Genomic DNA, 24642 nt, shown 5'->3' with positions numbered 1-24642 from the left:
GAGCTAATCGAAGCACAATGAGTTTGTTGACTGTAGAAGATTTAAGCCATAGCTTTGGCGATCGTGTATTGTTTAAGGACGTTTCTTTTCGGTTGCTTGCAGGCGAGCATATTGGGATCGTAGGCGCGAATGGTGTGGGCAAATCGACGCTGATGAATATATTAACTGGACAACTGCTTAAGGATGGCGGGAAGGTCGAATGGACTCCGCGTGTTCAATATAGTTATTTGGATCAGCATACGAAGCTGACAACAGGCAAAACCATCCGCGATGTACTCAAGGACGCTTTTTTACTGTTGTATGAAGAAGAAAAAGAAATGATGCGCATTACAGACCAAATGGCAGATGCCGATCCAGATCGGCTTGAAGTGTTATTGGAGCAAATGGGCGAAATTCAGGATCGTTTGGAAAACAGCGGCTTTTATTTGCTGGATACCAAGGTTGAAGAAATGGCTAATGGCCTTGGTTTGGATGCTATTGGTCTTGATCGCGATGTTTCCCAATTAAGTGGTGGACAACGTACGAAGGTGCTTCTGGCGAAGCTGCTGCTTGAACAACCAACCGCTTTATTACTCGATGAGCCAACGAACTATTTGGATGTAGAGCATATCGATTGGTTAATTAACTATTTGCAAAATTATCCTTATGCTTTTATGCTGATTTCGCATGATACGGAATTTATGAATAAGGTAGTTAACATCATCTACCATTTGGAATTTTCCAAGCTTACTCGTTATTCCGCTAACTATGAAAAATTTCTGCAAATGGCAGGGGTTAATAAACAGCTGCATCTAGATGCTTATGAGAAACAAAAGGAATACATCAAAAAGCAAGAGGATTTCATTCAGCGTAACAAAGCGCGTGCTTCTACTTCGGGAAGAGCAAAGAGCCGCGAAAAGCAACTGCAAAAGGTTGATCGTATAGATCGCCCAGAAACAGCGGCCAAACCGGTCTTTCAGTTCAAGGATGCCCGCTCAAGTGGTAAAGTTGTATTTGAAGGCGAAAAGCTGGTCATAGGTTATGACCGTCCACTTCTGCCTGAAATGAATATGATCATCGAACGGGGCGATAAAATCGCAATCGTCGGCTGTAACGGGGTCGGGAAATCAACGCTATTGAAAACAATCATAGGCAAAGTACCTGTCTTTGACGGTAAAACCTATCGTGGCGATTATTTGTTCCCTGCTTACTTTGAGCAAGAGGTCAAAGCGCCTAATCTTACACCTATCGATGATGTATGGAACGAGTTCTCCAGTATGACTCAGAATGAAATACGTGGCGCTTTAGCTCGATGTGGTTTGAAGAACGAGCATATCACACGCCCAATGAGCATGTTAAGCGGCGGCGAGCAAGCTAAAGTGCGTCTATGCAAGCTTCTGATGCTTGAAAGCAACTGGATCCTATTCGATGAGCCCACGAACCATTTGGACGTCTTCGCCAAGGATGAATTAAAACGAGCGCTAAAGGAATTCAAAGGAACCATTCTACTCGTTTGCCACGAACCTGATTTCTATGCAGATTGGGTAACCAAGGTATGGGACGTCGAAGAATGGTCCAATAAAGCCTTAGGCAATTAAATATTTAAGTTTCACACTTGCAAAACCCAGCGAGTCCCGCAGGGACAATGCGTCGCTCAACCGCCGCAGTCTCTTACCGGCATGACCGCACCTGAACCAACCCAGCGAGTCCCGCAGGGACAATGCGTCGCTCAACTGCCGCAGTCTCGCACCCAGAGCCCTTGCCCTTAAGCACTTGGTATTGCACCTGCACCAAAGTCAAGCGTGTCCCGCAGGGACGGTAAGCGACCCGAGAACACGCCAGCAACTCCAAGCACCATCGCACCAAAAGTAAAGCGTGTCCCGCAGGGACGGTAAGCGCGTCAAAAACACCACGGTCCCACCCCCAATAGGGAGTCCAGAGGGCAAAGCCCTTTGGAGCCCTCCCTAGAGGGAGGGTTTGGGAGGGTGAAAATCCGCCGTTGACACGGCACAAAAGGAGAATCCACATGATTACTCATATCGTATTTTTCAAGCTAAAAGACCGCAGCCCAGAAGCTATCCAAGAAACCGCACAGGTGCTTAGCAATATGGAAGGGCAAATTCCTGTATTGAAATCGATTGAGGTAGGTAAAGACGTGATCCATTCTGCACGCTCTTACGATATCGCTTTGATCACTAAGTTCGATTCATTGGATGATTTGGCCGCCTATGATATCCATCCGCTACATTTGACAGTCAAAGAGCATATGAAGAAAGTATTGGATGGCACAAGTGTTGTTGTTGATTTCCAATCCTAAATTTTAGAACACAAAAAAACGGCCAAGGTGAATAAATTTCACCATAGAGCCGGTTTCATTATCATCAGGTACAGCATCAGAAATAAAACAAACATATACATATACAAAGCTCTGGACAGCTTATTGACGAGCTGGCCCCGGTCGTGGTCGGGCTGGCGCAAACGCCGGATTGTCGGTGAAAAAGCGCGAGCCATAAAAAATAATGAAGCTATTAGTACAATGAAAGTACCTGCGACCCAAGGAGTAGTCCAAGGCCATCCACCTAGCCACATCAATAGCAGCCCTGAGCCTACAAGGACATGGCCGGTATGCTTGGATAGGCGGACGGTAAAATGGAACGAATCCAGATAGGCGCTAAGCAAGGTGCCCTCAGCTTGGCGCATTTTGGATAGCATAGGAATAAGCACAAAAAAAGGACCGATAGCAACCATAGCGCTAACAGCGTGAATAAAGACGAGCCAGGGATACAAGTTGAATGCCTCCTAAACTTGAAAAGATAAATTAAACAGTGTAGCATTCATTTTAATGAGTACTACACTGTTTTTGTATCTTGGTTTTAAAGTGCGCGGAATTCGTGGACCCATACCTTCATATGAGGCAGCCATGGCATCCCGGTATGCATGGAAAGAATATAGTTTTTATAGCTTTCCACATTAGCAAAACCTTCGGATTGAATGGAATCATCCGTTAATTCTCCCAGCGTTTGCTGGTATACTTTATGAACCTCGAATTTATGGCCTTGAAGCTCCATAATTTCTCCAATATCGGCATAACGGCCGTTACGTCGTGTTGCTGTTTTTTCGCCAGCAATCACCTTCTTCACATCATCTTCTACAGTTACCAGTCTTTCGATGGTACAGGTCTTAGGTGCTAATACTTCGGTCATGGGGTAATCCTCCTAAAATTTTTGTCCAAGAGTAAGCTTACATGAAAAAATTGCCTTACGCAAGTTAGGAAACTAATCTATGAAGGAGTGTTGCTCTATGAAACAGGGAATTGACCAAGCGTATGTTACTGCTTTTTTGGAGCAGCTTTTGCAGATACCAAGCCCCAGCGGCTATTGCCATGAGATTATGCAGGTAATAGAACGAGAGGCGAAAAAGCTGGGCTTGGGCATGAGCTATATGAATAAAGGCGGGGGGTTAATTACGGTACCTGGAGCAAACCCCAATCGCGTCACTGGATTGTCTGCACATGTGGATACTCTAGGAGCGATGGTCCGATCGATTAAGCAGAGCGGCATGCTGCGCCTTACAGCGGTTGGCGGTTATATGATGAACTCCATCGAGAATGAGTATTGCAAGGTGCATACGAGAGATGGACACGTTTATGAAGGGACTATTTTAACTACGAAGCCTTCCGTTCATGTATATCCAGAGGCTAGGGAGCTAAAGCGAGACGAGCTGGCGATGGAAGTACGGTTGGATGAAGTAGTACGAAGCGCAGATGATGTGGCTAAGCTGGGTATTGGCGTGGGAGACTTTATTTCCTTCGATCCACGTGTACAAGTGATGGGCAACGGATTTATTAAATCCCGCCATCTGGACGATAAAGCAGGAGTTGCCGCTATATTCGGGCTGCTGGAGCTATTGGCAAGAACAGCGACCCAACCGGCTAATACCTTGATGGTGCTGATTAGCACGTATGAGGAGGTCGGGCATGGTGCCGCCTATTTGCCGCCTCAGATCGATGAGCTTTTGGCTGTTGACATGGGGGCGATGGGCGATGACCTTACCTGCACCGAGCATGATGTCTCAATATGTGCCAAAGACTCCTCCGGTCCCTATGATTTTCATATGACCTCCAAGCTAATCGAGCTAGCCAAGCGTGAAGGGCTTAAGTATGCCGTAGATATTTACCCGCAATATGGCTCCGATGCATCTGCTGCGCTTCGCGGCGGAAGCGATATAAGGGCGGCGTTGATCGGGCCTGGCGTGCACGCATCACATGGAATGGAACGTACACATATCGAGGCGATTGTGGGCACAGCAGCATTGCTTGCCGCTTATGTCCAGGAGCCTGCACAGACTATAAATCCATCCCTATAAGGAATGAAACTAAGGAGCTGTATCCATTGAATATATTGTCAATTGAACATTTTAACAAAAGCTATGGAGAAAAGGTGCTCTTCGATGATGTCTCCTTCGGAATTGACGAAAGGCAGCGTATTGGGCTCGTTGGTGTAAATGGTACCGGCAAATCGTCATTATTAAAAGCGCTAGCTGGGCTTGAGCCTGTCGACTCCGGGAAAATGTCGCATTCGAACCATTTTCGCGCTGAATACCTCCCACAAAATCCGCAGTTTGATAAGGATTCTACCGTATTGGAGCAGGTTTTTTACGGAGATACCCCACTTATGAAAACCTTGCGCGACTACGAGGTAGCGTTAGCGGAATTGCAGACTTCACCTGAAGATGAAAAAATGCTGGACCGGCTTTATGCCGTGCAGCATCGGATGGATACGTTGAATGCCTGGGAAGCCAGCACAACCGCCGAAATCGTGCTGACTAAGCTGGGCATCACCAATTTCAACCAAAAGGTCGGCCTGCTTTCCGGCGGGCAGCGCAAGCGTGTTGCGATGGCTAGAGTACTGATCCAACCAGCGGACTTGCTCATTTTGGATGAGCCTACCAATCACATCGACCATATTACGGTAGAATGGCTGGAAGAATTTTTGTCGAAGTGGAAGGGCGCGCTCTTATTAGTTACGCATGACCGCTATTTTCTGGATCGTGTGACGAATCGTATCCTTGAGCTCGATAAAGGCAAACTGTACAGCTATGAGGGCAATTATGAATCATTTTTGGATAAAAAAGCAGAGCGTATGGAGCGGGAAGCCTCGGAGGAGGATAAGCGCCAAAACCTGCTGCGGCATGAGCTGGCTTGGCTGCGTAGAGGCCCAAAAGCACGCTCGACCAAACAAAAAGCCCGTATCGACCGGACGGTCGAATTACGCGACCGCAAGGTAGATGGGCCAGCTGAGAAAATGGATATGGCGCTGGGTGCAAGCCGTCTTGGCAAAAAGGTGATGGAGCTCGAAAACGTGAGCAAATCCTTTGAAGGCCGCCAGCTTATTAAGGATTTCAGCTATATCGTGATGAAAGACGATCGGCTTGGCATTATTGGCCCCAACGGAAGTGGCAAATCGACGCTGCTGAATATGCTGGCAGGCAGGCTCCAGCCGGATGAAGGTACTGTTGATGTAGGAACTACCGTTAAGCTCGCCTACTACACCCAGGAAAGTGTAGAAATGGACGAGAAGATGAGGGTTATTGAATATATCAAGGAAGGCGCCGAGGTGATCAAAACAGCGAGCGGCGAGTCCATCACAGCTTCACAAATGCTGGAACGGTTTTTGTTTGCCTCCTCTCTGCAATGGACGCCGATCAGCAGGCTTTCCGGTGGGGAACGCCGCCGATTGTATTTGCTGCGCACCTTAATGGGCGAGCCCAATGTCCTGATACTGGATGAGCCTACGAATGATTTGGATATTCAGACGCTGACCATTTTGGAGCAATATTTGGAGGATTTCCCGGGAGCTGTTATTACGGTATCCCATGACCGGTATTTCCTGGATCGGACAGCTGACCATTTGTTCGTATTTGAGGATGGCATGATCAACCGGTTTATCGGCAATTATACCGATTATTTGGCGGTAGCCAAGCAGGAAGAACGAGACCTTGCCAATGAGCGCAAGCAGCAAACCAGCAAACCATCTCCTGAGCCCAAAAAGCTGAATGCCGTCATGCCCGCGGTAACGGAGCAAAAAGAGGAAGTACGTCCTCGAAAGCTTACTTTCCAAGAGCAAAAGGAATGGGATCAAATCGAAAAAAGTATCGCCTCACTCGAAGAAAAGCTGATTCAAATAAAAAAGGGTATTGAACAAGCGGGAAGCGCTTATGACAAGGTGCAGGAGCTTTTTGCCGAGGAGCAGAAGGTAAATAGCCAGATGGAGCAAGCAATGAATCGATGGGCGGAGCTATCCGAGCTTGTTGAGCAAATTTCCGGCACTAAATAGGGTGAAGGAATAAGGCTTTTATGGTATAATTTATGTTCGGATGATCAGGATTTATTCAGCACTAAGGACAACTGGTAACAACTGTTGAGAATGATCCGGTTGCTCCTAAATCTAAGAGAGTAGGGAATACAATGATTACAGTTTCTAATGTGACACTACGATATGGTAAAAGAGCACTTTTCGAGGACGTTAATGTTAAGTTTACGCCTGGCAATTGCTACGGCTTGATCGGTGCGAACGGCGCAGGGAAATCAACCTTTTTGAAAATTTTATCCGGTGAAATGGATGCCAATAAAGGGGAGGTTAGCATTACCCCAGGCGAGCGCATGGCTGTACTGAAGCAGGATCATTTTGAATTTGATGATATTGAGGTTTTGAGAACCGTGATTATGGGTCATACGCGGTTGTTTCAGATTACTGAGGAAAAAAATGCATTGTACAGCAAAGCTGATTTCTCTGAGGAGGATGGTATGCGTGCAGCAGAGCTGGAAGGTGAATTTCAGGACCTTGATGGCTGGCAGGCTGAATCAGACGCAGCTGAGCTATTGATTGGATTAGGAATCAACAAGGATATGCACGAAGTGAAGATGAAGGAGCTGGATGGTAACGCGAAGGTTCGTGTTCTCTTGGCACAAGCTTTGTTCGGTAACCCGAATATTTTGCTGCTGGATGAGCCTACCAATCACTTGGACATCGAATCGATCAACTGGCTGGAAAACTTTCTTTCCCGTTTTGAAGGCACCGTTATTGTTGTATCCCATGATAGGCATTTCCTGAACCAAGTATGTACGCATATTGCCGATATTGACTTTAGCAAGCTTCAATTATATGTAGGTAACTATGATTTCTGGTACGAATCCAGCCAATTGATGCTAAAGCTAAGCCGCGAGTCCAACAAAAAGACCGATGAAAAGCGTAAAGAGCTAGAAGCGTTTATTCAACGCTTTAGTGCGAATGCTTCCAAATCGAAGCAAGCTACCTCCCGGAAAAAACAACTGGAAAAGCTGACCTTTGAGGACATTAAGCCTTCTACACGTAAATATCCATTTATTAAATTTTCTCCTGAGCGTGAGGCGGGTAAGCAGCTATTGACGGTTGATAAGCTGAACAAATCGATCGACGGTGAAATCTTGCTGAACAATATTAGCTTTACCTTGAATAAAGGGGATAAGGTTGCACTTGTGGGTCCTAACGGCAATATCAAATCACTGCTGTTCCAAATTCTTATGGGCGAGGCTGAGGCCGATTCCGGTGAGTTCAATTGGGGAGTAACGACGACCCAAGCTTATTTTCCTAAAGACAACGCATCCTATTTTAACACCGATATTAATCTTGTGGATTGGCTGCGCCAATATTCGAAGGAGCAAGACGAATCGTATCTTCGCGGCTTCCTAGGACGTATGCTGTTTTCGGGCGAAGAAGCTTTGAAAAAGGCCAGCGTATTGTCCGGGGGCGAAAAAGTGCGTTGCATGTTATCTAAAATGATGATGAGCGGCGCGAACGTATTGCTGTTGGATGAGCCAACGAACCATTTGGATTTGGAGTCCATTACCGCATTAAATAACGGCATGGTCGATTTTGACGGCACGATGTTATTCGTTTCCCATGACCATCAGTTTATCCAAACTGTGGCGAACCGAATTATGGAAATTACTCCAAATGGCATCATTGATAAAATGACAACCTATGATGAATACCTGCAAAATGAAGATGTGAAAAAACAACGCGAGCTGCTGTACGTATAAGGAATGGTAATAAAAAAAGGATGAGCTTGTAAAGGCTCATCCTTCTCTTTAACTGCCGCCCGTGCGGCGCCGTTGGTTATTCGGCTTTTTGTTATTTTGGTTTCTCATCACGGCGCTGTTGCCACCGCGTAGCTGGGCGTTCGCCTTTTCATCAGCTTGCTCTTGCTTCTTCTGGGCAAGCTTGTTTTTAATGGCGTCAGCCAAGCTGACCTTCTTTGGCTCCTCTTGAACGGAGTCGTTAGTTTGGTTTTCGTCGGACATGGATTGCACCTTCTTCCTTGTTCATACTGAATTCATTGTACTGATTTGTCCAGCTGTAAGCAAGTTTAAATTAAAATAAGGGAGAATGAGATGTTTGACCCGACGATTTTTGACAACCTAAAGGTAGTGTTTGAAGGGGCTGTGTATGACATGGATCTCGGCGGGATCATTGAAATTGTCGAGCGGATGGATCGTGTCGAGCTTTCCTCCATGTCCCGCAGCTTCGAAATGGCAATGAAACGAGCTGAAGGCGGGCTAGCCGAAGGCAGCTTCAGCTTAATGGCAACGGTAGCCGATTTATCCGCAGAGCTGATGGCGCTTCCCCGGCAAAAGCCAGGCTGTAGCCTGGAGCTTATGTTTGTATTCCGCGTTGGTGATGCCGATCGGGATTGTGCCCATGCCGCTTTATTGCTTGAAGACATATGGGGAACAGACCCGCAAATGTCCCAGCATGTAATTATGGAATATGGACAGCAGCCCATGCCAATGAAAAGTAAATTGGTGCTGCGCTTTCCCGCTAAGCTGAATGAAAGCCACATCGACGATATTCCAAGCCTGCTCGACCATATGCTTCTTAGCCTGGAGCGATTGGATAAGCTGCTTGATTAATTCATAAAAAGGGGGATGTATCATGACGGCTATCATGGAATGGACGGAACAGCAGGTGCGGACAAGAATAAGCTTATCTGCAGATCGCCAGTTCGTTTATTTGTATACCCCTTTGTGTGGTACCTGCAAAATGACCGATCGAATGTTAAGTGTGGTCTTGGCCATCATGCCCAATCTGCCCATAGTCAAAAGCAATGTGAACTTTTGCCCGCAGCTCGTGCAAAGCTGGCAGATCGAGAGCGTTCCTTGCATTGTAAGCCTTCATCAGCATAGGATTACAGATAAACGCTACCGGATGCAGGGCGTGGACGATTTACTCCGCTGGTTCCAGGACACTATTAAATAAAGGCTTATTATGCTGTGAATAATCCAGCGAAGTGACCGGAGTGTTCTGGAGATAGCGATGCGGTGCCTTTGTTCATTAATTTCTACCATTAAATCTCTTATCCAATCAAGAAATTCGAGAACAACAGCAATCGTAGGAATACTCTGGCCACGCACCAACGCATCAGCCGCTCATCACCGCACTTCGAAGAATAAGCTTGTGAAATCACTTTATTTGAAACCTTAAGGAGGCCCAAATCATGGCCGGTCAATTTGAAATCGGAACCATCGTTAGTGCTACATACAAAACAGGCGAATACTTAGGCGAAATCGTTGAAATGTCAAGCTCCGGTAAAGCGGCTGTTAAAATTAAAGCGGTGCTAAAGCATCCTACGCAAGGTGATTTACATAACCCTATGGATCCGAATGTTCCTTTCTTTCACCAACGCCGAGCATTAGCCGATGGAGAAATTGCCTTGATGCCGCTCTACACAGTGAAGCCCTTTAATGGCATTGTACAAGAATACCGGTTATCACTCGAACGTGCGCTTTATGCAGAGATTCGCAGCCTACAGCAAAATGCCCAATGGGTCGAGCGTTCCCTGCAAGAATTGGAACAGCTCAAGCAGGAATATAATCTATAAAATGAACGGATGTGCCGATCTTTATGATGTTTGTACTGATAGGCTTATGGACGATTGGCACACTTCTGATCGTTACAGATCCAAGACGCACCACAACTAGATGGATAGCGAGTATTGCTTTTACTGGCGGCTTTGGTGGCTTGTCTGCTGTCTTAAATGAAGAAATTTCCCCTTATTTATTAAGCATGGGCTGGTTAACGCCAGCCTTGGAGGAAATGATCAACTACGCTGAGCGCGTAGCTTCGCTTATTTGTTACTACGGTTTGCCCTATACCTTCATCATGTTTACTGCCGTGTACCACCCAGACAGTGGAGGATGGCGTTGGAGAAAGGGGATGGCTTGGCTACTGCTTTTGCCCGCCCTGCTTTCCTTCGCTTTTGATCCCGATGTCAATGATCCTATTCCTTATCGGATGGTGCTTGTATGGACAGCGCCTTTTATATTGGCTGGTATCGGACTGCTCGTCCATGCGACATGGAAGGAACGGAATTCCTATTTGCGCAAGCTGCGGATGCTGACGACGATAGCCGCGGCACCTACGATGTTTTTTGCGCTTTTTACCCTTTATGTGCTGCCTGCTGTTTATGGGAATAGTGAGTGGTGGCGCTATAACGCATGGTTGATCGGATTTACATTAGTCGTTATTTTCTTTTCCAGCTTTCGTTATGGCTTTATGGGTCTGCAGATTTCGATTCGAAATCAACGTTTGGATTATACCTTGCGGGCGATCACATCAGGCACCTCTATTCTTAACCATGCGATTAAAAATGATGTAGGCAAAATTCGTTTATTTAGTGAGAAAATAAAATCCGAATCCGAAAAGCCCGATCCTGAGCAGCTTGTTCATGATATTGATGTGATTATGAATGCTTCCCAGCATATTTATGATATGATTTACCGTATACAAGGTCAGACGATGGATGTAGCTTTGAAAGAAGAGGCCATCGTACTAACAGAGCTTATAGATGAGTGTCTGGCAATGCTTGCACCCAGCTTACAAAACGTAGACCTTATTAAACAATATCGTTGCCAAGGAGCAATGTGGGGAGATAAGGTGCAATTGGTTGAGGTTTTCAGTAATGTCTTGATGAATGCGCTGGAAGCGATGCCACAGGGCGGAGAATTACAGGTTCGCTTGTCAGAGACGAAACGTAACATTGCGATAGAAATAAAAGATAGCGGGATCGGGATGGACAAAACCCAGCTTAGGCAGGCCTTCGATCCTTTTTATACGACCAAGGGCGGCAAAAAAATGAATTTTGGACTTGGACTTTCTTATTGTCATACCATTATTCAAAAGCATAAGGGATCGATGACCATGCATAGCAAGCTGGGTGTTGGGACATCGGTATTCATCAATTTCCCCAATCGGAAAGGAGTCAGCAACACATGAACAAGATCCGAATTGCTATTGTGGAAGATGACCCGGATTGGCTACGTGGGCTGGTGAGCTATCTGGGCAAACAACCCGATTTCGAAATGGTGGGCCAAGCTTCCTCCGGAAAATCAGGCGTAGAGCTGCTGGAGCGTGTGGAGGCTGATGTGGTATTAATGGATATTATGATGTCGGATAGTCCTGAGGGTATATGGGCAACAGCAGAGATCGTCCAGTGTACAGGCGCCAAGGTTATTATGTTAACCTCGATGGAGGAAAAGGAATTGATCTTTGAAGCCTTCAAGGTTGGAGCCGTCGATTATATGGTGAAATCCAATTTTTCAGAAATCCCACAGGCTATTCGTAATGCTTATGTGAACCGTAGTCCGATCCACCCAAGTGTGGCTGAGAAAATGCGTGAGGAGTTCCGACGATTGAAGCATATGGAGCATGAAGTAAGGGTCAAGGAGCTACGTGACTTACTTACACCCATGGAAATCCAAGTCTTAGATTTAATTGAAAAAGGCCATACGCAAACGCAAATTGCTGAAATTTATGTCGTTTCTATCCGGACGATCAAGGTTCATGTCGGCAATATTTTACGTAAGCTGGGTAGCAGTAGCAGCAAAGAAGCGGCACAAAGAGCGAAGGATATGGGTATTTTTTAAGATGAACTTATTGGAAATTAATTTGCAGCTGTTCAGCATTATCGGAACGGTCGCTTTTGCAGTTAGCGGAGCTATTGTGGCGATGGAAGAGGATTATGATATATTGGGTGTTTTTGTATTGGCGCTTGTGACCGCTTTTGGCGGGGGTGTCGTGCGGAATATACTGATTGGCATTCCAGTCACTACCTTATGGGAACAAGGCTTGTATTTAAACACGGCAATAATCGCTGCTGCACTTGTCTTTATTGTCCCGACTAGCTGGATACGCCGCTGGAAAACATGGGAATTGATTTTTGATGCGATAGGGCTAGGTGCTTTCTCCATCCAAGGAGCCTTATACGCCAGTAATATGGGGCATCCGATTAGCGCTATCATTGTTGCTGCCGTTATGACTGGCATTGGTGGAGGCATCATCCGAGATATACTGGCAGGACGCAAGCCATTGGTGTTTAGGGATGAAATCTATGCGGTATGGAGTATGCTGTCGGGGCTATTGATCGGTCTCGGCTGGTTCCAAGGCTCCTACCATTTGCTTACCCTATTCGTGCTGATTGTCTTTCTTCGGATGGTATCCGTATTTTTTAAATGGCGGCTGCCCAAACGCAGCCTTAATTTGAAGTAAGTTTTGCAAGCAAAACTCTTAGCTTATGCTTACGAAGTAAGTTTTCTTCGAAAACTCTAAGGAGGGTCACAAATGATTGAATCATTGCAGTCTATCAAAAGAGTGCCTTCCGAGCTGCTGCAGGAGCGGTTGGAGATGGTTAAACAGCTTGCGGATGATGGCTTGGAGCGATACGAGGTATCCAAGGACAAATTGACGGGAGAGCATTATCTTCATTATGCTTATATGCACAAGCAGGTCGCGGCGCTGGGGCCAGAGAGCAACGGTGAAGAAACCTTCCACCAGCTGATGCCGCTTGAAAATGACGATGTGCTTGCTATTGTGTTAGGCGAACAGGATTACAGCTATCCACAATGCTGGACGCAAGCCTTTCTAAGAAATGGACCGGATGGCGATTACGTATGGTTTGATCCAGCTTATACCGATCAGGAAGAGGACAATGAGCAGATTGGACGCAAGCTTCGCGAGCAATTGCTGCAATTTAAGCAATCCTCTGAGCTGACCGAAGAAGGCGTAAGAAAGTTGCTACTAGAGCTGGATCGTACCCGTGACGGTCTGGATAAGTAATAGTCGAGCGTTATTAGTTAGGAAGGGAGCCTGCTGAGGAAGCGGCTCTTTTTTGTTTGATGAAAATATGCAAACAAAAAGGATGTTTCCATATTTTTTACAGTATGAAAGAAAAATAAGCGAGTTGTTTAAAATGGACAAAATGAAAAATAAGGGCGTTTCAATCCCTTACGCCCTCGCTCACGCCCCACAGCAGGGGTTTGCGCTTTGAAAAATAAATAAAGCTCCTGATCAAAGGTGCGGGGATGCACAAACTTTGCAGGAGCTTATATTAAGGTTCGAATTTGTAACCTACCCCCCAAACGGTTTTAATATGCTTGGGCTCTTTAGGATCGATTTCAACTTTTTTGCGAAGGTTAGTAATATGGACGTCAACCGAGCGTTCGGTAACAAAGGTATCAATGCCACGTATGTTATTCAGAAGCTCTTCTCTTGAAAACACTTTTCCAGGATGCATCCAAAAATGCCTCATAATCTCAAATTCCGAAAATGTCGTTTCGACCGGATGGTTAAGCAAGTAAATACATCGTTTTTCCATATCAATCTTAATGGATTGCATATCAATCGTCGACTCTTCTTCGAGAGTTACAGCATGGGACTGTGCGGTGTTAGTTAAAGATGACCGCCTTAATAGTGCGTTTGTCCTGGCAGCGAGCTCACGCATACTAAAGGGCTTGCATAAATAATCATCAGCACCAATAATAAGTGCCTTCACTCTTTCAGAAACCTCACTTTTGGCAGATATCATCATAATTGGGACATTCGATACGGTTCGAAACTCCTTGCATAATTCCATGCCATTCGTATCTGGAAGCATAATATCCAATATAATAACATCAGGTTCGATGCTATGAAACAATTTCGTTCCCTCTTTACCGTTTGCACCCCAATGAACCGAATAATCTTCTTCTGATAAATAAATGGAGATCATTTCAGCGATGCTTTGATCGTCCTCAATAAGCAAGACGGTAGACATGGGTTCCCTCCTCCCTACTTGTTAAGAAATGGTTAGATAAATTAATAATAATTTAACAGCAGCTTGCAACTTTTATAAAAGAAATGGTTCATAATATGTTTTATAGATAGATAGACAATTGATGGTAAGGGAAACAAATTACTGCCATTAATAACTTTATCTTAAAAGTGGTTTTTGGACAAGCATATCGTAAACTTAAATTTTCTGAAATTAACTCAATAGGAAAACATCTACGAGCAGGAGGCGAGTAAAATGAATATTGCCCCACATATTGAACAGGAGATCCAAATGCTCAATAAAGTATTGTATGAATTGGTCACTCTAAACGGTTATGAATTAACACATTCTAAAGTGGTTGACAAAAGCATGGAGCTTGATGGAGCTTGATCTATTAATTATTTCAGCGATGTCCTTAGATTATAAGCGCTTACAGCACAAAAAAGAAGCCAATACTCGGATTAGTATGAATCTCCAGTAAATGGCCTTTTGTTCGTGCATTCCTTGACTACTTACATAACCCAATGCTCGCCCCAATTATGCACGGCTTCCATAACAGGACGCAGTGCTTTTCCTTTTTCCGACAATTCATATTCTATGCGAACAGGAGTCTCCGGGTAAACATGGCGATGGATAAGTCCTTCGGCCTCCAGCTCCTTAAACCGCTCAGCCAACATTCTATCGCTCATGCCGGGTATCATTTCAGAAATATCCTTGAACCTTCTTGGACCATGCAACAGGGATTCAATGATTAAGCCAGTCCAACGTTTTCCCAATATTCCGAATGCTGCTTCAAACTTTGGGCAAAGCTGATGATCAGCCATTGCTATCATCTCCTTCTCTACATACATTGTAGCATAAGTTACTCAATAAAAGTAAGCTATTATTAAGCTATCATTAAAGCAAATTTAATGACTTTTTGCAAGAAAGATTGAAAAATATCTCATTGTAAAGTATAACAACGATAGAGCGTAAAATATTTAGCTTTTATCTATAGGAGGAACTCAAATTATGTATGGATCGCCATTGTCAGGATTAGCTAAAAAAATGATGCTTCTTGGTTCAGGGGAGCTAGGGAAAGAAGTAATTATAGAGGCGCAAAGACTTGGAGTTGAAACGATTGCTGTAGATCGTTATGCCAATGCGCCAGCTATGCAGGTTGCCCATCGCTCGTATGTTATCAACATGCTGGATGAAGACCAGCTAAGGGAAGTGATCAGGAAAGAGCAGCCTGATTTAATCGTACCGGAGATCGAAGCGATCGCTACTCAAGTCCTAGTGGAACTGGAGAAGGAGGGCATACGTATTGTCCCAACCGCTACGGCTGCACAATTAACTATGGATCGGGAAGGCATTCGCCGGCTGGCTTCAGAAATATTGAATCTGCCAACCGCTAACTATGCGTTCGCAGACAGCCTGGAGGAGCTTCAGGAGGCAGTTGCAGTAATCGGTACACCTTGTGTAATTAAACCTATTATGAGCTCCTCTGGTAAAGGGCAGAGCGTCTGTAAGTCGCTTGCTGATGTGGAGGAGTCGTGGAGTTATGCGATGGAAGGCGGAAGAGCCAAAAAAACACGGGTTATTGTTGAGCAATTTATTCACTTTGAGTCGGAAATTACCCTTCTTACGGTACGTTCCGTTTCGGGAACGACCTTTTGTGCGCCTATCGGTCATGTGCAAAAGGAAGGGGATTACATAGAATCCTGGCAGCCTCACGAGATGGCTGATGCCCAAATCGAGCAGGCCCAACATATCGCCAAAACCATTACGGACGCTTTGGGTGGCACCGGCATTTATGGGGTTGAGCTTTTTTTGGCTAAGGATCAAGTCTATTTCAGCGAAGTTTCGCCCCGGCCGCATGATACGGGTATGGTCACGATGGTTACCCAGGACTTGTCTGAATTTGCACTTCACGTGCGGGCGATTCTTGGCTTCCCGATTCCAACAATCCGCTTGCTGTCATCAGGTGCTTCGCACACCTTAAAAGCGACAGAGGAACGCGAGGTATTCAGCATTGAGGGTGTAGAAAAGGCAATGAGTTATCCGTATACACAGGTTCGTATTTTTGGGAAGCCGGAGACCAAGGTGGGGCGTAGGATGGCAGTAACACTCAGCACCGCGGACAATGTTGAGGAAGCGCGCAAGGTTGCAGCCGACGCGGCTGGGGAATTAAAGCTGAATTATGAGCATTAATGAATAAAAGATTAGTGAGTAAAAGGTAGGCTGGCAAAAGGTTTTTCAACGCGTCTAGTCTCGTTTGCTTGACGCGGGGAACTAAAACAAGCTATTATTCAAGATACACATGATACAAGACAACCCATATAAAGAGAGGTGCCGAAATTCATGGCATATCAACCCAAAGTAATGAAAGCCGAGATCGTAAGCAACAACACCAAAAATGGATTGTTTGAAGTCTTAGTCCATCTGAAAGATCGGACTTCTTGCAGACTCACTTATGGAAAGGATACAGCTACGGGAACCGCAGTTGCCTCACATATTAACCGTTTGTTGTATGAGCCTTGCCCGATTTGCCGTAAAGACTTTTTGTGTAACTGCATGAATAAGTACAAGGAAGATATTTCACAGCAAGCCTTAGAGTTAGTGGGAACCCCGTAACAACATCAGGTCATGAAAACATCAAGTATAGAAACCCGTGGGCTCGCAGCTCATGGGTTTTTTATACGATCTCTGCCAAACAAGCAGCCCAATGGAGGTCCTTATGCAGCCTGTGTTCAATAAAGAATCGCCAGCTGAACCTAATCTAATCCTCCGCGCGGCCCAAGTAACCCGTACCTTCGGAAAAGGTGCAGGTGCGGTCCATGCACTTCGTGGAGTTAACCTCGGCATCACCAGCGGAAGGCTGGTAGCACTTCGAGGCCGCTCAGGGTCAGGCAAAACTACTCTGTTAAATATGCTCGGATTACTGGACAGGCCTACAGATGGGGAGATTTATTTGTCAGGAGAAAATGTAACCGCTTTATCCGATAAAAAACGCAATGTGCTGAGGCGTACAGAGCTTGGACTGATCTTTCAATCCTTTGCCTTGGTTCCTTATATGTCAGCCTATGAGAATGTCGAATTCGGCTTGCGTATTGCAGGTATCCCTGCAGCCCGGCACCTTGAATATGCCGAGCAAGCGCTGGATTTTGTTGGCTTGAAGCCGAGGATGAAGCATAGGCCTTACGAAATGTCCGGCGGGGAGCAGCAGCGGACGGCGATTGCCAGAGCCATTGCCCATCGGCCGAAGCTGCTGCTCGCCGATGAGCCAACGGCCGAGTTGGATAGCCGGATGGGCTTGCAGGTGATGAAGGTGTTCAAGGATTTGGTAGAGAGCGAAGGGATGACCATTATTTTAACCACACATGATCCGGCGATAATGGAAATTGTAGATCAAGTCTATGCATTGGAGGATGGGCACATTGTGGAAGAAAGTCAATCATAGCTGCAGCGTTACTTACAGGATTAGAATGGCCGCGCTTACATTCCTTGTTTTAGTGATTGCGTGCATGTTTACCGGATGCAGTCTTTTGCCTCAGGAGGAGCAGGCGCTAAAGCCGCCGCTAGTGAAGCCAGTCAAGGAAAGCTTCGAGCTGTTTGAAGTGAAGAAGGGGAGTATCACCAAGCAGATTAGCGGGATAGGCGTATTTGCTTCCGACAAAATGCAATCCTTATTTTATGCGGAATCTGGAGGGCGTCTTATTGCCATTAACGTTTCGTTAGGTTCAGTCGTAAGCAAGGGCGATGTGGTAGCAGAATTAGATAAAGGCGAGATCGAGGGCAAAATTCAGCAGCAGGAGCTGGTGGTCGAGAAGGCAAGGCTTATTTTGGAGCAGGCCAAAGACGAGATGCGCGGCGAGCCGGTTGCAATCCGTATTAAGCTGCTTGAAATGCAAAAGGAAGAAATTCAGCTGGATATGTTAAAAAAACAATTAAACAGAACCAAGCTGGTGTCCGATGTCTCAGGTATTGTCACATATATCGATCCGATCAAGCAAGGCGATGCTGTAGTCGCCTATAAAACGCTGTTCACGGTGTCTGATCCCAAGTCGATGAAGCTTGTCTATGAGACGAACAATGCGTTGGACTTAACCGGGATTCAGGTTGGCCTCACAGCGGCGGTTAAAATCAAAGATGGGCTTTATACGGGGAAAGTCGCACAAATTCCTGCAACGGCACCGTTTAATGAAGTAAAGGCAATTGCGGAGAAAAACGCCAAGTCGATTGTGGTCGTGACAGAAGGCTTGCCGGATACTATTGAAATTGGCAATAGCGCGGATATTACCATTGTGACGGAAAAACGAGACGATGTATTGCTCATTCCCAAGGTGGGCTTAAGATCTTATATGGGTCGGGATTATGTGCAGGTGCTTGAAGGCGAGGTGCGCAAGGAGATTGATGTCGAGAAAGGGATCGTTTCGGCAAACGAGGTGGAAATCCGTAAAGGGCTTAAGGAAGGCCAAAAAGTGATTTTAAACAATTAAGGTGGTGCCTTGTGGCAATTCTTGTCATGATCATGCGCAAAATGATCAAAAACAAATGGCTGGAGCTTAGCCTGCTGCTTGGGTTGATCATCTCTGTGGGCCTTGTGAGCAGCATGCCGATTTATACAAGCGCGATTCTTCAGCGGCTGCTGATTAAAGACCTGGAGCAGCTGCAAACGAATAACCAGCAATATTCGGGCATCTTTTGGAATTCGGTTTATCTTACCGGTGAGATGAAGCCTGAGCAAGCCAAGCAGGAAATTGTTGATGCCGATGCTTATATGAGAGATGTGGTCGCCCAAAGGTTTCAGCTTCCGCTAAAAGCTTATGTAACGGAAAGGTCGACGGATAGCTGGAAATGGATTCCCGTCGATGCCAGCCGCAATGATAGTAAGGTCAATCGCACAGCGAACATTGCCGCATTAAGTGGGATGGATGCGCATGTAAGGCTTATAGATGGCAGACTGCCATCTGCCGAACCTGTCGATGGCGCCGTGGAGGCGGTTGTTGTGGACCAAGGGCTAACCAACCTGAAGCTGGTCGTTGGGCAGCAGTATAAGATTGAAGATGATGATGCGAAAACCCCGCTTGTTGTCACTATCGTTGGTGTGATCGATCGGAAAAGCTATGATGACCTTTATTGGTACAGCGCTTTGTCGAGCTACAATTCGAGCCTGCTCGTAGCCTATGATTGGTTTGAAAAAGCGATTACGCAGGAGCAACAGCTTATGCTACGTTCCAGCAGCTGGTATATGGCGGTCGATTACAGCGAAATGAAGCTGGATTCTATTGAGCGCTTTATAAACAACTACCAGCGTACGGAAGCCTATTTCAGCAACACCTTTACGAACTTATCCATCAAAGCTCCTGGATTGAAAACGTTAACGGGCTATTATGCCAAAGAAGAAAAATTACGGTTGATGCTTTGGTCGCTGAATGTACCTGTGATGATTATGCTTGCTTATTATTTATTTATGGTAGCGAACCTGATCGTGGATCGGCAAAAAACGGAAATCGCCGTTTTGCGCAGCCGCGGTGCAAGCCGCTTACAAATCGTAATGGGCTACGTCATCGAAGGAGCCCTCCTGGGCGGAATCGCCTTTGTCTGCGGCCCCTTTATCGGCTTGATGCTGACCAAAGCACTGGGAGCCTCTAATGGCTTTCTTGAATTTGTCCAGCGTGCTGCATTGGATGTCCGCTTGAACGAAGAAGCTTTTCAATACGGCTTATACGCGGTGCTTTGCTCGGTTGTGATGACGCTTTTGCCTGTTATTTTTGCAATGAAAGCAACGATTGTTGGACATAAACAGCAGATGGCAAGGCAATCCGGGCTCTCATTTTGGCATAAATATGGGATTGATGTGGTGCTGCTGGCGATTTCTTTGTACGGCTTGTATACGTTTCGCCGCCGAATGTCCGATATGCAGGCCTTGGGGCTGGATGTGACGGATTTGCAGATGGATCCGTTGCTGTTTCTGGTGCCTGCGCTTTTTGTGCTAGGAGCAAGCTTCCTCGTGCTGCGGATTTATCCGTATTTGGTTCGTCTGCTATATAGGCTTGGGCGGCGATGGTGGCCACCAGCCCTATATGCGACGTTGCTGCAGGTGGGCAGGTCGCCTACGCAATACCAGGCGATTATGGTGTTTTTGAGTGTTACACTAGCCACCGGCTTATTCAGTGCCAGTGCGGCGAGGACGATCAATAACAATGCTGGCGAGAAAATTATGTACAGCAACGGGGCAGACATTGCGCTGCAGCTCAAATGGGAGAATGATGCCCCTCCACCTGATATGGGTGGGGAAGGAGGCGGGGGTGACCCCGCCGAAGCACAGGCTGTGGTTCCCATGGCACCGAAAAAGGTGCAATTTTCCGAGCCGCCTTATTTGCCGCTTGCCCAGCTGGCAGGAGCCGAAACCACCGCCAAGGTATTTACGAAGAAGGAAGCAGCCTTTAACGCAGGTAAAGAAAAAGGCACCGTCACGCTAATGGGCATCGATACCGATGAATTCGGGCAAACCGCATGGCTGCGTGATGGATTGCTTGAGCATCATTTTAACGATTATTTGAACCTGATGGCGGGTAATCCCGCTGCTGTGCTCATTTCCGAGTCGATGGCTGAGCAGCATAGCCTCAAGGTCGGTGATACGTTATATGTGAGCTGGAGCGGCGTGGAAAGCACGATGTTTCAAGTTTATGGCATTATTTCGTATTGGCCCTCGTGGAATCCTAACCCGCTGTTTAGCGACAAATCGGCAGTCGGAAGTAATAATACAAGCTCAGGCTCTGCTAATGCTGCGAACAATAAAAAGGTAAAGGACCCGATGCTGGTCGTTGGCCATTTATCTTATATGCAGAACAATATGGCGCTGGAGCCTTATGAGGTTTGGATGAAAATGAAGCCCGAAGCGACAAGCCAAGAGCTATATCAGTCCATTGAGGATAAAAAGATACCGATTACGAAGCTGGTTGATGCTAAGCAGGAGCTGATCCGCTCTAAAAACGACCCCTTCCTGCTTGCGATTAATGGCGTCATGACGCTTGGTTTTATCATTTCGATGGTGATCAGCTTTTGTGGATTTTTGCTATATTGGGTTTTATCCTTATCAGGCCGCGTGCTGCAGTTCGGGATATTGCGGGCGATGGGCATTTCCTTCAGGCAGCTGGTCCTGATGCTGGTTGGGGAGCAACTGCTTACCTCAGGCGCGGCGATCGGAATCGGGTTGGTTATCGGCAATTTGACAAGCCGTTTATTCGTACCGATGTTTCAATTATCGATGCAAACAACAAGCCAGGTTCCGCCCTTCCAGGTTATATTCGACCCCCGTGATCAGCTTCAGCTTTACCTTATTGTTACGGTGATGCTAGGCACAGGGCTGCTCATATTGGGCACGATGCTGTCCCGGATCAAAATTCATCAGGCTGTTAAGCTCGGGGAGGATTAAGATGATTCACTGCGATAACCTCGTGAAAATATACAAGGTTGCTGATCTTGAAGTTGTAGCCCTGCAAGGGCTTGACTTGCATGTTGAGACGGGTGAGCTGATGGCGATTATCGGCAACAGCGGGAGCGGCAAGTCCACGCTGCTGAATATGCTGGGAGGATTGGACCGCCCGTCAGCGGGGCAATTACAGGTGGCAGGACAAGATTTATTGAAGTTCAAGGAGCGCGACCTTGTTCGTTATAAAAGAGAAATTGTCGGCTTCGTTTGGCAAAATAATGCTCGCAACCTAATCCCTTACCTGAGCGCCCAGGAAAATGTGGAGCTGCCAATCCTGCTTCAAGGAAAGCGCAAGCGTGAGCGGGCGCTGGAGCTGCTGGAAGCCGTCGGCTTGAGCCATCGGATCAAAAACAGGCTGAACCAGCTATCTGGCGGCGAGCAGCAGCGTGTGGCGATTGCAATCGCCTTGGCGAACAATCCGAAGCTGCTGCTTGCCGATGAGCCGACAGGCTCGGTCGACTCCAAGATGGCGGAGCAAATCCTTGATTTATTCCGTGACTTGAACCGCAGGATGGGGCTGACCGTCATTATCGTGACACATGATCCGCTGCTCGCGAAGAAAGTGGACCGGGTCGTCGCCATCCGTGATGGCAAGACGTCTTCCGAGATGATTCGGCGCAAATCCTATGCTGCCGAATTGGCTGAGCTGGAATTAGGGATGCAGCAGGCCGAAGAGGAGACCCATACGGAGTATGCAGTGCTGGACAAAGCCGGGCGGCTGCAAATACCGGCAGAGATGCTGAAATCAATCGGCATCCAATCGACGAATAAAGTTAGAGTCCAGGTGGAGGAAGGGCGAATTGTCCTGCTGCCACCGGAGGAGAAGGAGGGGAATATCAATGCAATCACTACGCGAGCTGCTGCAATTATGCCTTCAACGTCTGCTGCAGCTTCCATACCGTCAAAGGCAACAGAAGCAACGCCAGCTATACAAGGGGATCCCCAAGGGGTTGCTGCTTCTAATGGCAGCAGCGATACTGCTGGGGCCGATCCCGCCATCGGTATTCGCCGAGGGGGAGATCTACCAAAGGGATGAGCTGGATAGCACTTTACAGCTTGAAGGCCTATCCTTGGGGAGTGATAGCTCTATCCAGCTGAAAAGTGCCACAATCATCCAGTCAGTTGAGGGTAGGGTGCTGTTGTTCACCATGTCAGTTGCCAATGGCGGAAGCAGCAAGCTGTCCTTCCTCGATTATTGGATCCGCGTGTTCGATTCTGGTGGGGCCGAATATAAGGCGGATTTGCTTCTGCAGGATAAGCTGAAAAAGGAGGTTCCAGCAGGACAGCGGGTGGATTTCTCCTTTTATGCACCTGTTAACGATTCAACAGTGCTGGAATCACTTGCTTACCGCGTTATACGCTGGGACTATACAAGCGCCGAGCTTGAGCAAACGCTTGGCGAGATTCAATTCCCAGAAGCCGCCTCTGCTTTATGGGTACCGACCACAGCAACCAAAACCGTTCAAATGTCCGGAATGCCGGTTGAATTAGAGGTCGTGCGTTGGGCAGAGACCTTAGTGAACGGCCATACTTCACCCAAGCTGGCTTTACGGTTGTTGAATAAAGGCAAAGCCAGTATTCGTATGGTTGATTATCAATATGTGCTGCGCACATCCAGCGGGGCGATGTATCCACTAGAAATCGTGCCTGACAGCGATAAACAGTCGCTACAGCCAGATATGGCGGTGGAGCTACAATTAAAGGCTAACGAGCTGCCAGCGCCCCCTGAGGGCCATAGCTGGGATCTGGTAGTCACCCAGCCACTGGTCCTTACAGCCGATACCAAGCTTCAGTATCCGATAGCTGCTTTAAGGATTTCGACAGAGCCGCCCGTCGTGCCTATGCTCGGTGGAAGTGTTGATTATACCAACTCGAATGGAACCTATACATTCCATGCCAATCAAGTAGATAGATTACCTTGGGAGGATCAAGATATTTTGACAGCGGATGTCTCCTTATCCCATCCTTATAAGGAGGCGCTGCCGTATCCTGAGCTTATCGCTTACTTTGAGCTGGATGGGGGAGTGAAAGTAGAGGCTAAGGTGGTGCCAATCGATCGGGCTGTTGGTGTTCCTCCCACAACGAGCGTCCATGTGAAGCTGGTTTCCAAAATTCCGTACACCTATCCATTTGCTTCAGCCAAGCTGGTGCTTAAGGAACAAACAAGTGAATCGGCAAGCGAGGACATCGCCCAGTTCCAGCTGCCGCCTTCTAGGATCGATCTCCCGACATTAGCCTTTGGAGATTCACAAAGAATTGTAGGTGCCGGTCGTGCCGCCAGCTATGCCCCTCGTGAAATCCATACCTTCACAGATGGGGTAAGCAACCTGTTTGAAGTCCAAGTGGAGGTTTCTAACCTGGAGAAGCGCTCCAATGCCATCCCGAAGCTGGTCGCTTTTTTCAAAACAGCCGATGATTCGATGTATCCGACGAAAATTCGTGAAATCAAGCAAAAGCTAAACCCGCAAGGCAAGGCACTTTTATCCTTTTCCAATAAGCTGCCCAAGGATTTGGATGTGACTAATATGAAGCTGGTAATTGGCGAATCGATTACGGATCAAAGAATTAGCGGTCCGGACGATAAAGCCGATGCCTATATGAACGTTGTGCAAATGGAGCTGCCGATCGAGCATACAACGGTCAGTCCGATCTTGAAGGAGCTTGTCTTTTATCCGTATACGATCTCATTAAGCAATATCAATACGTGGCTAGACCGCAAAGAGCTAAGGGTTAATTTTCAATATAAATTGGTGAAAGACAGCTATTACGAAACGAGCAACGAGGGCAGCAAGCTGATTATTCAATTCGAGGATGGCAATGGCAACGTGCATATTGATGAAGTGTTTTATTTGGAAACGGCTCCAGAGGATGAGGATAAACGGCTTTCTCTTGGCGAGCACGATTACCGGATAACGAGGCAGGATGAAAGCCTTGTTTTTAAAATCGAATCTCTTAAGCAGTTTAAGCTTCATATTTACCATGAATTTCAAGGGAAACGCAAATTGTTGGGGTCGCAAACGATGAATTGGTTCGGCGTAACGGAATAATTTTATTAATGC

26 protein-coding genes and 1 pseudogene are annotated in these 24642 nt (G+C 46.7%); 21 read left to right on the top strand and 6 right to left on the bottom strand.

The genetic code is table 11. The features are described from left to right. The first annotated feature begins 17 nt into the window (after positions 1-17). Complete coding sequence (locus G9U52_RS12775) at positions 18-1577, top strand: ABC-F family ATP-binding cassette domain-containing protein (RefSeq protein WP_166150033.1); 1560 nt, start codon at positions 18-20, stop codon at positions 1575-1577. Positions 1578-1650: 73 nt separating this feature from the next. On the opposite strand, the gene G9U52_RS12770 is transcribed toward G9U52_RS12775, so the two are convergent. Continuing rightward, entirely contained in the window at positions 1651-1992 is a 342-nt protein-coding gene (locus tag G9U52_RS12770) for a hypothetical protein (RefSeq protein WP_166150031.1), read from the bottom strand. Positions 1993-2005: 13 nt separating this feature from the next. Between G9U52_RS12770 and G9U52_RS12765 the strand changes: the two genes are divergently transcribed. Continuing rightward, complete coding sequence (locus tag G9U52_RS12765; protein WP_166150029.1) at positions 2006-2296, top strand: Dabb family protein; 291 nt, start codon at positions 2006-2008, stop codon at positions 2294-2296. A gap of 38 nt (positions 2297-2334) precedes the next feature. Here G9U52_RS12765 and G9U52_RS12760 read toward each other — a convergent pair whose 3' ends face one another. Both G9U52_RS12760 and G9U52_RS12755 read right to left on the bottom strand, forming a co-directional pair. Further along, positions 2335-2766 (bottom strand): DUF2269 domain-containing protein, encoded by a 432-nt coding sequence (locus tag G9U52_RS12760; RefSeq protein WP_243767305.1) that lies wholly within the window; start codon positions 2764-2766, stop codon positions 2335-2337. Positions 2767-2852: 86 nt separating this feature from the next. Then, positions 2853-3182 carry an ASCH domain-containing protein gene (locus G9U52_RS12755; RefSeq protein WP_166150027.1) on the bottom strand — a complete coding sequence of 110 codons (330 nt, stop codon included), beginning with the start codon at positions 3180-3182 and terminating at the stop codon, positions 2853-2855. A gap of 97 nt (positions 3183-3279) precedes the next feature. Between G9U52_RS12755 and G9U52_RS12750 the strand changes: the two genes are divergently transcribed. The 3 genes from G9U52_RS12750 (at position 3280) to G9U52_RS12740 (ending at position 8059) form a co-directional block, all read left to right on the top strand. Then, on the top strand, positions 3280-4344 hold the full coding sequence (locus G9U52_RS12750) for a M42 family metallopeptidase (protein ID WP_166150025.1): 1065 nt from the start codon (positions 3280-3282) through the stop codon (positions 4342-4344). Positions 4345-4370: 26 nt separating this feature from the next. Further along, a complete protein-coding gene (locus G9U52_RS12745) occupies positions 4371-6314 on the top strand; it encodes an ABC-F family ATP-binding cassette domain-containing protein (RefSeq protein ID WP_166150022.1) in 1944 nt (647 codons plus the stop codon). Between the two features lie 131 nt (positions 6315-6445). Then, positions 6446-8059: an ABC-F family ATP-binding cassette domain-containing protein gene (locus tag G9U52_RS12740; RefSeq protein WP_166150020.1), complete on the top strand. Its 1614-nt coding sequence runs from the start codon at positions 6446-6448 to the stop codon at positions 8057-8059. Between the two features lie 48 nt (positions 8060-8107). Here the strand turns inward: G9U52_RS12740 and G9U52_RS12735 are convergent, their stop codons facing one another. Continuing rightward, positions 8108-8320 carry a hypothetical protein gene (locus tag G9U52_RS12735; RefSeq protein WP_166150018.1) on the bottom strand — a complete coding sequence of 71 codons (213 nt, stop codon included), beginning with the start codon at positions 8318-8320 and terminating at the stop codon, positions 8108-8110. Positions 8321-8410: 90 nt separating this feature from the next. Here G9U52_RS12735 and G9U52_RS12730 point away from each other — a divergent pair, with 90 nt between their 5' ends. The 8 genes from G9U52_RS12730 to G9U52_RS12695 all read left to right on the top strand — a co-directional run bounded on the left by G9U52_RS12730 (position 8411) and on the right by G9U52_RS12695 (position 13341). Further along, positions 8411-8929 carry a hypothetical protein gene (locus G9U52_RS12730; RefSeq protein ID WP_166150016.1) on the top strand — a complete coding sequence of 173 codons (519 nt, stop codon included), beginning with the start codon at positions 8411-8413 and terminating at the stop codon, positions 8927-8929. Between the two features lie 22 nt (positions 8930-8951). Next, positions 8952-9275 carry a thioredoxin family protein gene (locus G9U52_RS12725; protein WP_243767304.1) on the top strand — a complete coding sequence of 108 codons (324 nt, stop codon included), beginning with the start codon at positions 8952-8954 and terminating at the stop codon, positions 9273-9275. Positions 9276-9513: 238 nt separating this feature from the next. Further along, positions 9514-9897 carry a sporulation phosphorelay system protein KapB gene (kapB, locus tag G9U52_RS12720; protein WP_166150014.1) on the top strand — a complete coding sequence of 128 codons (384 nt, stop codon included), beginning with the start codon at positions 9514-9516 and terminating at the stop codon, positions 9895-9897. 23 nt (positions 9898-9920) lie between these two features. Further along, the gene (locus G9U52_RS12715; RefSeq protein ID WP_166150012.1) at positions 9921-11291 is read left to right on the top strand and encodes a sensor histidine kinase; all 1371 of its coding nucleotides are present in this window, start codon (positions 9921-9923) and stop codon (positions 11289-11291) included. Beyond that, the gene (locus G9U52_RS12710; protein WP_166150010.1) at positions 11288-11941 is read left to right on the top strand and encodes a response regulator transcription factor; all 654 of its coding nucleotides are present in this window, start codon (positions 11288-11290) and stop codon (positions 11939-11941) included. Before G9U52_RS12715 ends, G9U52_RS12710 begins: the two co-directional genes overlap by 4 nt. Before the next feature lies 1 nt (position 11942). After that, entirely contained in the window at positions 11943-12563 is a 621-nt protein-coding gene (locus G9U52_RS12705) for a trimeric intracellular cation channel family protein (RefSeq protein ID WP_166150008.1), read from the top strand. 72 nt (positions 12564-12635) lie between these two features. Next, positions 12636-13130 carry a hypothetical protein gene (locus G9U52_RS12700; protein WP_166150006.1) on the top strand — a complete coding sequence of 165 codons (495 nt, stop codon included), beginning with the start codon at positions 12636-12638 and terminating at the stop codon, positions 13128-13130. A gap of 52 nt (positions 13131-13182) precedes the next feature. Then, positions 13183-13341 (top strand): hypothetical protein, encoded by a 159-nt coding sequence (locus G9U52_RS12695; RefSeq protein WP_166150004.1) that lies wholly within the window; start codon positions 13183-13185, stop codon positions 13339-13341. A gap of 60 nt (positions 13342-13401) precedes the next feature. Here the strand turns inward: G9U52_RS12695 and G9U52_RS12690 are convergent, their stop codons facing one another. After that, on the bottom strand, positions 13402-14106 hold the full coding sequence (locus tag G9U52_RS12690) for a response regulator transcription factor (RefSeq protein WP_166150002.1): 705 nt from the start codon (positions 14104-14106) through the stop codon (positions 13402-13404). Positions 14107-14358: 252 nt separating this feature from the next. Between G9U52_RS12690 and G9U52_RS12685 the strand changes: the two genes are divergently transcribed. Next, positions 14359-14493: an aspartyl-phosphate phosphatase Spo0E family protein gene (locus tag G9U52_RS12685; RefSeq protein WP_166149999.1), complete on the top strand. Its 135-nt coding sequence runs from the start codon at positions 14359-14361 to the stop codon at positions 14491-14493. A gap of 122 nt (positions 14494-14615) precedes the next feature. On the opposite strand, the gene G9U52_RS12680 is transcribed toward G9U52_RS12685, so the two are convergent. Beyond that, positions 14616-14927: a winged helix-turn-helix transcriptional regulator gene (locus G9U52_RS12680; protein WP_166149997.1), complete on the bottom strand. Its 312-nt coding sequence runs from the start codon at positions 14925-14927 to the stop codon at positions 14616-14618. A gap of 187 nt (positions 14928-15114) precedes the next feature. On the opposite strand from G9U52_RS12680, the gene purT reads away from it, so the two are divergent. From purT to G9U52_RS12645, 7 genes and pseudogenes are all read left to right on the top strand, one after another. Next, positions 15115-16296 carry a formate-dependent phosphoribosylglycinamide formyltransferase gene (gene purT / locus G9U52_RS12675; protein ID WP_166149995.1) on the top strand — a complete coding sequence of 394 codons (1182 nt, stop codon included), beginning with the start codon at positions 15115-15117 and terminating at the stop codon, positions 16294-16296. Positions 16297-16446: 150 nt separating this feature from the next. Then, the gene (locus tag G9U52_RS12670; protein WP_166149993.1) at positions 16447-16719 is read left to right on the top strand and encodes a hypothetical protein; all 273 of its coding nucleotides are present in this window, start codon (positions 16447-16449) and stop codon (positions 16717-16719) included. 103 nt (positions 16720-16822) lie between these two features. After that, positions 16823-17545: an ABC transporter ATP-binding protein gene (locus G9U52_RS12665; protein WP_243767303.1), complete on the top strand. Its 723-nt coding sequence runs from the start codon at positions 16823-16825 to the stop codon at positions 17543-17545. Beyond that, positions 17523-18584, top strand: coding sequence for an efflux RND transporter periplasmic adaptor subunit (locus G9U52_RS12660; RefSeq protein WP_243767302.1), 1062 nt, complete (start codon positions 17523-17525; stop codon positions 18582-18584). The genes G9U52_RS12665 and G9U52_RS12660 overlap by 23 nt, the downstream gene beginning before the upstream one ends. A gap of 11 nt (positions 18585-18595) precedes the next feature. Next, positions 18596-21526: an FtsX-like permease family protein gene (locus G9U52_RS12655; protein ID WP_166149991.1), complete on the top strand. Its 2931-nt coding sequence runs from the start codon at positions 18596-18598 to the stop codon at positions 21524-21526. Between the two features lies 1 nt (position 21527). Then, positions 21528-22403, top strand: a pseudogene (locus G9U52_RS12650) (ATP-binding cassette domain-containing protein); the annotation flags it as partial. 19 nt (positions 22404-22422) lie between these two features. Next, on the top strand, positions 22423-24630 hold the full coding sequence (locus tag G9U52_RS12645; RefSeq protein WP_166149989.1) for a hypothetical protein: 2208 nt from the start codon (positions 22423-22425) through the stop codon (positions 24628-24630). Positions 24631-24642: the final 12 nt, after the last annotated feature.

This window comes from Paenibacillus agricola, from assembly GCF_011440305.1.
Classification (GTDB): domain Bacteria; phylum Bacillota; class Bacilli; order Paenibacillales; family NBRC-103111; genus Paenibacillus_S; species Paenibacillus_S agricola.
The sequence above is the reverse complement of the archived record's forward strand: the minus strand, read 5'-3'. Positions and strand labels throughout refer to the sequence as shown.